Here is an 11,119-nt window from a genome sequence, read left to right as displayed (position 1 = left end):
GCGGCGGGGGTGGGGGGCCCCCCCGCTCCCCACCACCCCGGCGGGCCCCCACCCGAAACCCCGGACCCCCCCCCGCGGTCTTGTACGTGGTGCGCTGTGTGCCGCTCGGATCCCGCGGGGATCAGGCGGACTTGCGGCTGTCGCGGGGATGGACCGCCAGGTTCATCGCCCCGGACCGCAGAACTGCCAGACGCTCCTCGAGGACCTCTTCGAGCTCCTCGCGGGTGCGCCGCTCCATCAGCATGTCCCAGTGGGTACGCGCGGGCTTGGCCTTCTTCTCCTCAGGGCCGTCGCCGTCCACCAGGAGTGACGTGGCCCCGCAGACCTTGCACTCCCACTCCGGCGGGATCTCCGCCTCGACCGAGAAGGGCATCTCGAAGCGATGTCCCTTCTCGCATGCGTACTCCACGGCCTGGCGCGGGGCCAGGTCGATGCCGCGGTCCGTCTCGTAGCTGGTCACCACGAGGCGCGTGCCGCGAAGAGCTCGCTCACTCATGAATCGTGCCTCCCGGGCTTGTCGCCCACAGGACAGGTGTCGCTGTCGTCGTCATCCGGTCAACGTCCGGTCGGCGGTAAAGATTCCCGTTCCGGGTCATGCGTCGCCGTCGTAGCCGCCCCTTGTTGTACCCACCAGCGCCCGGTTTGTCACATCTGCTAGCAGATGTCACACAGCGTTTCGGCATCTTTGACGCGCAGTAACGGTACGTCTGGCAGGCCAAACGCGTACACTACCGCCCTTTCGCCCTGAGCGCTAAATCTTCGCCGGTACGGGATTGCCCGCGTCGCCGATCGCCTGCCGGACCGGGACCCGCGCGAGCAGTGCGAACCCCACGACGAAGAAGATCACCAGCGAGATGATCGCGTCCCGGTAGCTTCCGGTCAGCTGGTAGGTGATCCCGAACAGCAGGGGGCCCAACCAGCTCATGCCCCGGTCGCTCATCTCGTACGCCGAGAAGTACTCGGCCTCCTTGCCGGGTGGGACCAGATGGGAGAACAGGGAGCGCGAGAGCGCCTGGCTGCCGCCGAGCACCAGCCCGATCGCGGCCGCCAGGGCGAAGAAACCGGCCGGCGCGCCGGCCGGCAGGAAGTAGCCGGCGCCCAGGGTGATCGTCCACGCCACCAGCGAGCCGAGGATCGTGCGTTTGGCCCCGTACGTCCGGGCCAGCCGTCCCATCGCCAGCGCGCCCGCCACCGCCAGCACCTGGACCAGCAGCACGGCCCCGATCAGTGTGGACTGACCGAGCCCCAGCTCCTCGGAGCCGTACACCGAGGCCTGCGAGATCACCGTCTGGATGCCGTCGTTGTAGATGAGATAGGCGAGCAGGAAGGCCAGCGTCAGCGGGTGACGGCGCATGTCCCGCACGGTCGCCACGAGCTGCCGCAGCCCGGGGGCCGTGGCCTCCCGGGTCGCCGAGCGCCGGTCGCGCAGCCGCCGCAGCGGCACCAGCGTGAACGCGCCCCACCACAGACCCGCCGACGCCAGGCAGATCCGTACGGCCATGGTCTCCGAGACGCCGAAGGAGTCATGGGCCATGTACAGCACCAGGTTCGCCACCAGGACCAGGGCCCCGGCCGCGTACCCGAAGGCCCAGCCGCGGGAGGAGACCGCGTCGCGCTCCTCGGGCGGCGCGATCTGCGGCAGGTAGGAGTTGTAGAGCATCATCGCCACCGACTGCGCGGCGTTCGCGACGACCAGCAGGGCGCCGCCGAGCAGATAGCGGTCGCCGTCGAGGAGGAACATGCCCGTCGTCGCCGCGGCCCCCACATAGGCGGCCGCGCCCAGCAGGGGCTTCTTGCGGCCCGTCCGGTCGGCGGCGGCCCCGACCAGCGGCATCACCACGACGGCCACGATCACCGACAGGGACACCGAGTAGGCGAAGAACGAGCCCGCGCGCACCGGCACACCCAGCGGATGGACGTATCCGTCGGCATCCGCGGCCGCCTTGGCGACCGAGGTCAGATAGGGGCCGAGGAACACGGTGAGCACGCTCGTCGAGTAGACGGAGCACGCCCAGTCGTAGAAGTACCAGCCGCGCTGCTCGCGCCGCCGGTCGGCGGTCTCGTCGGCCGTCGTGGTCCGCACGGTGTCGATGCCCACCCGCGCCCCTCGCTTCCCCGCTGGAGGTGGTGTGCGAAGGGCGGGGCCGGTGCTTCCGGGCTCAGACCCAGACGCCCCGGTCCTCCATGACCTTGCGCAACGTGTCGATGTGATCGGTCATGATGCCATCGACTCCCAGGTCGAGGAGCCGGTGCATCCGATCCGCCTCGTTGATCGTCCACACGTGCACCTGGAGCCCGCGCGCGTGGGCCGTGCGCACGAAGCGCCGGTCCACCACCTGGATGCCCGACTGGGTCTCGGGCACCTGCGCCGCGACCGCGGAGTCGCGCAGCGCGACCGGCACCCCCCAGGACCGCAGCCGCAGATTGAGCACCCCGCGGGTGCCGTACGACGTCGCCAGCCGGGGCCCGGCCAGCCGCTGCGCGCGCACGACGCGGGCCTCGGAGAAGGAGCCGACGCAGACCCGGTCCCAGGCGTCGGTCCGGGCGATCAGGTTCAGCAGCGGGTGCAGCGCGGGCTCCGCCTTGATGTCGACGTTCCAGCGCACCTCGGGGAACGTCTCCAGGAGCTCCTCGAACAGCGGCACCGGTTCCTTGCCGCCCACGCGCGCGTGGCTCACGTCCTCCCAGCGCAGGTCCGCGATCCGGCCCGCGCCGTCCGTCACCCGGTCCAGCGTCGAGTCGTGGAAGGCGACGAGCCTGCCGTCCCGGGTGGCGTGCACGTCCGTCTCGATGTAGCGGTAGCCCGTCTCGACCGCGCGCCTGAACTGCGCCACGGTGTTCTCCAGGCCGTCCCCGGCCCCGCCGCGGTGGGCGAAGGCGATCGGGCCCGGGTGATCGAGGTACGGATGGCGTATGTGCGTGGTCACGGACGCAGTATCGCTCGCCCGGGTGTCCCGGCGGCAACCACCGGACTGCTGCCGGATGCCGCCGGAGCGGCGAACACCCGCAGGAAGAGCTGGGCGAGCGGGCCGATCGACACGGCGTACACCACGGTGCCGACCCCGACGGTCCCGCCGAGGCAGAACCCGGTGACGACGACCGCCACCTCGACGGCCGTCCGCATCAGCCGGATCGAGCGGCCCGTACGGCGGTGCAGTCCGGTCATCAGCCCGTCGCGCGGGCCCGCTCCGAAGCTCGCGGTGATGTAGAGACCGGTGGCCACGCCGTTGAGAAGGACGCCGGCCAGCAGCAGCGCCACCCGGACGGCGAGGCCGTGGACCTGGGGGAGCAGCGTGAGCGTGCCGTCCATGGCCAGGCCGACGACGAACACGTTGGACACTGTGCCCAGGCCGGGGCGCTGCCGCAGCGGTATCCACAGCAGCAGCACCGCCGCGCCCACGACGATCGACACCACACCGATCGTCAGCCCGGTGCGCTCGGCGAGCCCCTGGTGCAGCACGTTCCAGGGCTCCAGGCCGAGGTCCGCCCGCACCAGCAGCGCGGAGCTCGCGCCGTACAGCACAAGGCCGGCGTAGAGCTGGATCAGCCGTCGCGCGAGGGGCTGTGACGCGGACACGGGGGCTCCCTGTGGTGGAAGTGGCCTGGCGCATGACACTCTGTGGCTTGGAAACCAGAGTCAACCATGGCCAATTCGAGGAAGGTGGACTGGGAAAATGACGCAGTGGACTTCCGCGGTGGGGGCCGCTCAGCTCGCCCGGCTGCTCAAGTCGCAGCAGGACCGCCCAGCGGGCCCCGGCACCCGCCGCCCGCCCGCCTATCGTGCGCTGGCCGACGGGATCCGGCTGCTGGTCCTCGAAGGCAGGGTGCCGGTCGCCGCCCGGCTGCCCGCCGAACGCGAACTGGCCCTCTCCCTGGCCGTGAGCCGCACCACGGTCGCCACCGCCTTCGAGACGCTGCGCACCGAGGGTTTCCTGGAGTCCCGGCGCGGCGCCGGCAGCTGGACGGCCGTACCGGCCGGGAACCCGCTCCCGGCCCGCGGCCTTGAACCCCTGCCGCCCGAGGCGCTGGGCTCGGTGATCGACCTCGGCTGCGCGGCGCTGCCCGCGCCGGAGCCGTGGCTGACCCGGGCGGTGCAGGGCGCCCTGGAGGAACTGCCGCCGTACGCCCACACGCACGGCGACTACCCGGCCGGGCTGCCCGCGCTGCGCACGATGATCGCCGAGCGGTACACCGCGCGCGGGATCCCGACCATGCCCGAACAGATCATGGTGACGACCGGCGCGATGGGCGCCATCGACGCGATCTGCCATCTCTTCGCCGGCCGTGGCGAGCGCATCGCGGTCGAGTCGCCGTCGTACGCCAACATCCTCCAGCTGATGCGGGAGGCGGGTGCCCGGCTGGTGCCCGTGGCGATGGCCGAGGGGCTCGCCGGATGGGACCTGGAGCGCTGGCGTCAGGTGCTGCGCGAGGCCGCGCCGCGGATGGCGTACATCGTCGCCGACTTCCACAACCCGACCGGTGCGCTGGCCGCCGAGGACCAGCGGCGACGGCTGGTGGAGGCGGCGCGCTCGGCGGGCACCGTGCTCGTCTGCGACGAGACCATGAGCGAACTCTGGCTGGACGACGACGTCGAGATGCCCCGGCCGGTGTGCGGCTTCGACCCGGCCGGATCCACGGTGATCACCGTGGGGTCGGCCAGCAAGGCCTTCTGGGCGGGCATGCGCATCGGCTGGGTCCGGGCGGCGCCGGACGTGATCCGCAGCCTGGTCGCCGCCCGCGCGTACGCCGACCTCGGCACCCCCGTGCTGGAGCAGCTCGCGGTGAACTGGCTGTTCAGCACCGGTGGCTGGGAGCAGGCCGTGCAGCTGCGGCGCACCCAGGCCCGGGACAACCGCGACGCGCTCGTGGCGGCGGTACGGCGGGAGCTGCCGACGTGGGAGTTCGAGGTGCCCCGAGGCGGGCTCACGCTGTGGGTGCGGGCGGGCGGACTGTCCGGCTCGCGGCTCGCCGAGGCGGGGGAGCGGGTCGGGGTGCGGGTGCCCTCGGGGCCCCGCTTCGGCGTGGACGGGGCCTTCGAGGGCTATGTGCGGCTGCCGTTCACCGTGGGCGGCTCGGTGGCGGACGAGGCCGCGGCACGACTGGCGGCCGCCGCGCGGCTGGTGGAGAGCGGCGGGACCACGGGGGCGGAGGCGCCTCGCACCTTCGTGGCGTAGGGGCAGGGGCGAGATCGGGCAGGGCCAGGGGCGGGGGCGGGGGCGTACGGCCGTGGTCAGGCCTGCTCCACCACCACCGCCTTCACCGGCACCGGCTCCGTGGGCACCCGCTCGGGGCCCTGTTCCTGCTCCTGCTGTCCCGGCTGTGCGTCCGCCGGCGTCGAGCGCTGGGGAAGCAGCGCCTGCACGGCCTGCCGGTGCGCGTCGGAGGTCGCCTCGTCGTAGGGGTCGGGCGTCGCCGGGACCTGGAGGCGGTGCACCGGGCCGACGCCCAGCCGGGCGTACCCGCGCCCGGGCGGCACATGGCCGGCGGGCGTGGTGTGCGGGGGAGCGCCCAGGACGGCCTCGACCTGCTGCGCCGTGACCTGGCCGAGCACCGCACGGGCGCGGGTGTGCTGGCGTACCGCGTCGCTGAGCGTGTCCAGGGCGTCGAACTGTTCGGCCACGACCACCGTCACATGGGCGGCGCGGCCGTGCCGCAGAGGTACCTGGAGCAGCGACTGGGGATCCGTGCGGCCGTCGGCGGCGGCGAGGTGCGTGAACGCGCCGGGCCGGTCGAGGAGGATCCACAGCGGCCGTCTGGTGTCCTCCGGCGGCGGGTGGCCCTCCTGGCGGGCGCGGTTGGCGGCGATCAGACGGCGTTCCGTCTCGTGGGCGGCCCACTCCAGGCTGGCCAGGGCCCCGGTCAGCGCGCACTCGACCGCCAGGACTCCGTCCCGGCCGGTGAGACAGGCGTACTCGCCGGTGCCGCCGCCCTCGATGATCAGCACGTCACCGTGCTGAAGGGCTTGCAGCGCGATGGAGCGCAGCAGCGTGGAGGTGCCGCTGCCGGGCTGGCCCACCGCCAGCAGATGCGGTTCGGTGGAGCGCATTCCGGTGCGCCAGACCACCGGGGGGACGTCCCGCTGCTCCTCGCCGAAGGACAGGGGCAGGGTGCGCTGGATCTGGGTGGGGTCGGTGAAGCCGAGCACCGTCTCGCCCGGTGCCGTGACGAAGCGCTGGGCGGCGGTGTCGGTGGGGAGCGGGGGGAGGGCCGTGACCGTGACCTGGTTGCCCTCCTCGTCCCAGCCGAAGTGGTACTCGCGGCCGCGGCCCGACTTGGCCGTGAGCAGGTTCTCGATCCGGGTGCGCGACGCGGCCTCGCCGTCCGTGAAGTAGGCCGGATAGCGGATCACCAGGTGGGTGAGGCGACCCGCGTCGTCGAACTCGTACGCCGGGAAGGTCTTCTCCCAGTCGCCGCCGTGCGCGTACAGCGGCGCGGGGTCCTTGGCGGCCGAGAAGTACGGGACCAGGGCCTCGTGCAGCGACTGGAGGCGCTGCGTCTGGGTCTCGTCGGGGCCGTCGGGCTCCGGCGGGGTGCGGTCCCTGCCGTGCCAGGCTGCCGCCGCCATGAGTGTGACGGCGGCAAGCAGTGGGCCGTAGGGCACGAGCACCACGACCAGGATCGCCGAGGCCACCATGAACAGCAGGGGACCCCGCTTGTCCTTGGGAGTCTCGGCCACCTTGCGCCGCCCGGCCGAGGCCAGTCGGCGCAGACCACGAGCGATCGTGATCAGCGGATGCAGGACATCGGTGGCGCTGTCCGCCGCCGTCCGGGCCAGCTCCCGGCTCCGGGCGATCTGCGCGCTGCCGTTGCTCAGAATGCGAGGGAGGGGGCGCCGGGCCACTGCGGTCTCCTGGAGGTGGGTGGGGACGGGGTCAGAACTTGATGCCGCCGAGGAGGCTCGCCAGACTCTCCCCGCCGGCCTTGATGCTCGGGGCGATGGCGGTGCTCGCCAGGTAGAAACCGAACAGGGTGGACGCCAGGCAGTGCGACGGCTTGAGACCGTCCTTGCGGAAGAAGAGGAAGACGACGATGCCGAGCAGGACCACACCTGAGATGGACAGGATCATTTGAGCTCTCCTGGTTCGTGGGGACAGTCACCATGAGTACTTCCAGGATCACAGGATGTATCCATAGGATAAAAGGTGCAAGTGGGTGAAATCTGAGCGATTTCCCCCGACTGGCGGAAGCTCTGATGGGCCGCCTGAGCAGGAAGATTGCGTCGAACGGGTCCTGCGGAGATCTTTGCCGCGACGGGCCCGGTCATGTCTCCGTCGAGCCAGTACGCTGGCGAATCACCCGTACGGCCGCATCGCCCGTGGCCGTAGGCTTGCTCCCCGCGGGACCCCGGGTCCCGTGGGCCCGCAGACGCGTGGGTCCCCCAGTCCCCGACGTCCGTAGCGAGAGGCGGTCAGGCCGATGACCGATGTCCCCGACCCCGAGGTCGTGGAGCTGGCGACCAGGATCTTCGACCTGGCTCGGCAGGGCCGGACCGAGGACCTCGTGGCGTACGTCGACGCGGGCGTACCGGCCGGTCTCACCAACGACCGCGGCGACTGCCTGGTCATGCTGGCCGCCTACCACGGTCACGCGCAGACGGTACGCGCGCTGCTGGCCCGTGGGGCGGAGGCCGACCGGGTCAACGACCGGGGGCAGACCCCGCTCGCCGGTGCCGTCTTCAAGGGCGAGACGGAGGTCGTCAAGGTCCTCCTGGAGGCCGGCGCCGATCCGGCGGCCGGTACTCCGTCCGCCGTCGACACCGCGCGCATGTTCGGTAAAGCGGAGCTGCTGGAACTGTTCGGTCTGACCTGAACCGGCTGCTTCGGGCAGCCGGGACAGGTTTCCTGACCAGACATGACACACCACACGGGGAGGCGGAGCGGGGCCGCCGGATATTTCGGTCGCGGCAGACGGAAGTGCCGAGTCATCATGACGTCGTGATTCACGGACGCGATGGCTGGGCAGACGTTGCCGCACCGCGCGGGCCGTGATGCGGTCCGCATGGGCCACCGACGAGAGGCAGAGGAAAATGGTCTACAGCAAGCAGGAAGCGGCGGGCGCCCCGACGTGTTGTCACGCGGCCAGGTAATGCACGTCCCCGGTTGCGTCGACGCTTGATGTGAGGCTGTTTCCCATGTTCGATCCGGTCATAGCGCCCAGCGGTACGCTGCTCGGCCTGCTCCAGCGGGGGCGCGGCGACGGCACACTGCACGCGCTCACCGCCCCGCGCGCCGAAGCGCTCGCGGCCCTGAACCACTGTGTGCTGCGGGATCCCCGCCACGACTGGCAGGTGGAGAACCGCTCCCTCTACTACGCCCGACTCCACCTGGATCTCGACGGCGACCTCGGCGCGATCGAGGCCCATCTCTTCGACGCCGAGGACGCCTTCGACACCGGCGAGTCACGCACCGGGCTGGCCCTCGCCGTGCTCGGTCATCTCGCCTCCTACGGCCGGCGGGACGCCCTCGAACTGCTGCGCAGATACGCGGCCTCCGGCTCCAACTGGGCCTGGGCCCTGGACGAGCTGGCCCTGCGCGACGACGACGCCGGCCTGCGCGCCCTGGCCGCCCCCGTCCTCGCGCGGTTCGCCACCGATGTCGAGGGCGAGGCCGAGCTGGCCGCGGTGGTGCGCGACGCCTTCGAGCCCCGGCCCTGGCGGCTGTGGGCCGAGGACCCGCGTGAGTACGTCTCCGCCCGGGTGCGCGCCGCCCACGAGGCCGGCTGCTTCGACCGATGGCAACGCCAGATGCGGCCGAGCGGCCCCCGGCCGGGATGGAGCGTGCGCGCCGTCTTCGAGTGGGCCCAGCAGGGCATCGAACGGGGCGCCGCCCTGCATGTGCCCGCAGCCCGCTGTCTGGTGGCCGTGGCCGGCCCCGAGGACCGGCCGGAGATCCTCCAGGCCGCCCGGGACGGCGACGACGGCGCCCGCTGCACCGCGTTGCGGTATCTCGCCGACCGTGACGATCCCGACGCCCTCGACCTGATCGAGGGGGCCGTGGCCACCGGTTCCGCCACCGTCGTCGACGCCGCCGTCGACGCCTTTGAACGCATGCGCGGTGCCGCCACCGTCGACCGCGCCCGCGGCTGGGCCCGCCGGCCGGATCCGCTCGGTGCCGCCGCCGGGCGCGTGCTCGCCTGCCGGGGCGGCGCCCAGGACAGCGACCTGGTCCTCGGGGCCCTGCGCGACGCCGTACGCGGGGAAGGCCCCGACGCGCCGACCCTGTGGACCCTCGTCGACGGCGCCGGGCGGCTCGGCATCGCCTGCGCGGCCCCCGTCCTGCGTCACGTCTACCGCGAGACGGCCTCGTCCCATCTGCGGGGACGCTGCGCACGGGCGCTGGCCGCCACCGACCCGACCTTCGCCGTCGGATTCGCCGTCGAGTGCCTCTGGGACTGCGAGGAGTCCACCCGCGAGGTCGCCGCCCGGCACGCCGAGACGGGTGACGCGCGCGTGGTGGAGCGCCTGCGCCGGCTCGCCGCGGACCCGGCCGAGGAGGACGAGGTCCAGACAGCCGTCCGCAGCCGCATCGGCCCGGACGCCGCAACGATGTGAACCGGCCGGGTCCGCGCCGACGCGGGCGGCCCCGCCCCGGCCCTCGACCCGCCCCGGCCACCTCGGCCGGGGCGGTGTGCGTCGTGCCCCCGGGCCGGACCGGGGCGGCGGTTCCGGTGCGGTGACCCGGGCGGGACCGGATCGGGCGCTCGGCGCGCCGCGGCACGTCGTATGAACTTCGGGTGACCCGCAGACCAGGTGCGCATGGACGCGGCCTGGCCTGCTCGGGTGTGCAGCGCAACGCTCATGGGACGTTCCTCGTTCGGAAAGATCCACGTTGTCGCGACCACGTCCAGCACGGCGAGAACACCCGTATGCGTGTCGTCATCGTGACCGAATCCTTTCCCCCCGATGTGAACGGCGTGGCCCACTGCGCGCTCCAGACCGCCCGGCACCTCGTCGATCGCGGTCACGCTCCTGTTGTCGTCGCTCCGGCCACCTCCCCCAAGTTCACGGCCCCGCTCGACCAGGCAGGAGCCGCCGTCGGCAGCGGGCCCGACGCCCACGCGCCGTGCCCCGTCGTCCGCGTCCCTTCCCTACCGCTCCCCGGCTACCCCCAGGTCCGCGTGGCCCTCCCCAGCCGGCGTGTCGCCGCGGCCATCAGCGAGCACCGCGCCGACATCGTGCACCTGGCCAGTCCCTTCGTCCTCGGTGTCCGCGGCATGGCGGCCGCCGCCCGGCTGGGCCTGCCCGCCGTGGCCGTCTACCAGACCGACCTCGCCGGGTACGCCCGTACGTACATGGGCGCGGGCGAGGCCGCGGCCTGGCGGCGCATACGCTCCGTGCACGCCGCCGCCGACCTCACGCTCGCCCCGTCCAGCGCGGCCCTGCGCGACCTGGAGGCCCATGCCGTGCCCCGGGTCAAGCTGTGGCCCCGCGGTGTGGACACCGACCGCTTCCGCCCCGAGCACCGCGACGAGGAACTGCGGCGTGAACTCGCCCCCAACGGCGAGCTGATCGTCGGCTACGTCGGACGGCTCGCCCCCGAGAAACAGGTCGAGCTCCTGGCCGGCGTCTGCGGCCTGGACGGCGTGAAGGTCGTGGTGGTCGGCGACGGGCCCAGCCGGGCGAGCCTCGGCGAGGCGCTGCCCGGCGCGGTCTTCCTGGGCCGACGGACCGGCCACGACCTCGCCCGGATCTTCGCCTCCCTGGACGTCTTCGTGCACACCGGCCCCTTCGAGACCTTCTGCCAGACCGTGCAGGAGGCCATGGCCAGCGGTGTGCCCGTGGTGGCGCCCGCGGCCGGCGGTCCGCTGGACCTGGTCGACCACGGCCGCACCGGGCTGCTGGTGCCGCCGCGCGACGCCGACGCGGTACGGAACGCGGTGGCGTCGCTGGCCGCCGACCCCGCCCTGCGCGCCGCCTACGGCGCCGCCGGACACGCCACGGTCGGGGGCCGCACCTGGGCGGCCGTCGGCGACCTGCTCGTCGGGCACTACGCGGACGTCCTGGCCGCGCGGAAGCGGAAGCCGGTGGTGGCTGCCTAATGTTGAAGTCAAGCCACGAGACGAAGTTGAGGCCGGTCTTCGTAGGGGCGGCGGTCGCGGAGCATGGCGTAGATGACGTTCA

The 11,119-nt window shown here is 72.8% G+C and carries 10 protein-coding genes; 4 read left to right on the top strand and 6 right to left on the bottom strand.

The genetic code is table 11. The features are described from left to right. Positions 1 to 121: 121 nt before the first annotated feature. The 4 genes from ABT085_RS37160 to yczE form a co-directional block, all read right to left on the bottom strand. Positions 122 to 496 carry an RNA polymerase-binding protein RbpA gene (locus tag ABT085_RS37160; protein WP_152894188.1) on the bottom strand — a complete coding sequence of 125 codons (375 nt, stop codon included), beginning with the start codon at positions 494 to 496 and terminating at the stop codon, positions 122 to 124. 255 nt (positions 497 to 751) lie between these two features. Then, positions 752 to 2,098: an MFS transporter gene (locus tag ABT085_RS37155; protein WP_351618506.1), complete on the bottom strand. Its 1,347-nt coding sequence runs from the start codon at positions 2,096 to 2,098 to the stop codon at positions 752 to 754. A 61-nt stretch (positions 2,099 to 2,159) separates the two neighbouring features. Then, positions 2,160 to 2,927: a glycerophosphodiester phosphodiesterase family protein gene (locus tag ABT085_RS37150; protein ID WP_351618504.1), complete on the bottom strand. Its 768-nt coding sequence runs from the start codon at positions 2,925 to 2,927 to the stop codon at positions 2,160 to 2,162. Continuing rightward, entirely contained in the window at positions 2,924 to 3,577 is a 654-nt protein-coding gene (yczE, locus tag ABT085_RS37145; protein WP_351618501.1) for a membrane protein YczE, read from the bottom strand. Before yczE ends, ABT085_RS37150 begins: the two co-directional genes overlap by 4 nt. 97 nt (positions 3,578 to 3,674) lie before the next feature. Between yczE and ABT085_RS37140 the strand changes: the two genes are divergently transcribed. Continuing rightward, positions 3,675 to 5,174, top strand: coding sequence for an SCO1417 family PLP biosynthesis transcription factor (locus ABT085_RS37140; RefSeq protein ID WP_351618498.1), 1,500 nt, complete (start codon positions 3,675 to 3,677; stop codon positions 5,172 to 5,174). A gap of 56 nt (positions 5,175 to 5,230) precedes the next feature. Here ABT085_RS37140 and ABT085_RS37135 read toward each other — a convergent pair whose 3' ends face one another. Then, complete coding sequence (locus ABT085_RS37135; RefSeq protein WP_351618495.1) at positions 5,231 to 6,841, bottom strand: P-loop NTPase family protein; 1,611 nt, start codon at positions 6,839 to 6,841, stop codon at positions 5,231 to 5,233. Between the two features lie 31 nt (positions 6,842 to 6,872). Next, the gene (locus ABT085_RS37130; protein WP_152894702.1) at positions 6,873 to 7,067 is read right to left on the bottom strand and encodes a hypothetical protein; all 195 of its coding nucleotides are present in this window, start codon (positions 7,065 to 7,067) and stop codon (positions 6,873 to 6,875) included. A 349-nt stretch (positions 7,068 to 7,416) separates the two neighbouring features. Here ABT085_RS37130 and ABT085_RS37125 point away from each other — a divergent pair, with 349 nt between their 5' ends. The 3 genes from ABT085_RS37125 to ABT085_RS37115 all read left to right on the top strand — a co-directional run bounded on the left by ABT085_RS37125 (position 7,417) and on the right by ABT085_RS37115 (position 11,037). Beyond that, positions 7,417 to 7,809 (top strand): ankyrin repeat domain-containing protein, encoded by a 393-nt coding sequence (locus ABT085_RS37125; RefSeq protein WP_351618492.1) that lies wholly within the window; start codon positions 7,417 to 7,419, stop codon positions 7,807 to 7,809. Between the two features lie 322 nt (positions 7,810 to 8,131). After that, positions 8,132 to 9,550, top strand: coding sequence for a HEAT repeat domain-containing protein (locus ABT085_RS37120; RefSeq protein ID WP_351618489.1), 1,419 nt, complete (start codon positions 8,132 to 8,134; stop codon positions 9,548 to 9,550). 314 nt (positions 9,551 to 9,864) lie between these two features. Further along, positions 9,865 to 11,037 carry a glycosyltransferase family 4 protein gene (locus ABT085_RS37115; protein WP_351618486.1) on the top strand — a complete coding sequence of 391 codons (1,173 nt, stop codon included), beginning with the start codon at positions 9,865 to 9,867 and terminating at the stop codon, positions 11,035 to 11,037. Positions 11,038 to 11,119 lie beyond the last annotated feature (82 nt).

It is taken from the genome of Streptomyces sp. NPDC002265, from assembly GCF_040296125.1.
Taxonomy (GTDB): domain Bacteria; phylum Actinomycetota; class Actinomycetes; order Streptomycetales; family Streptomycetaceae; genus Streptomyces.
The sequence above is the reverse complement of the archived record's forward strand: the minus strand, read 5'-3'. Positions and strand labels throughout refer to the sequence as shown.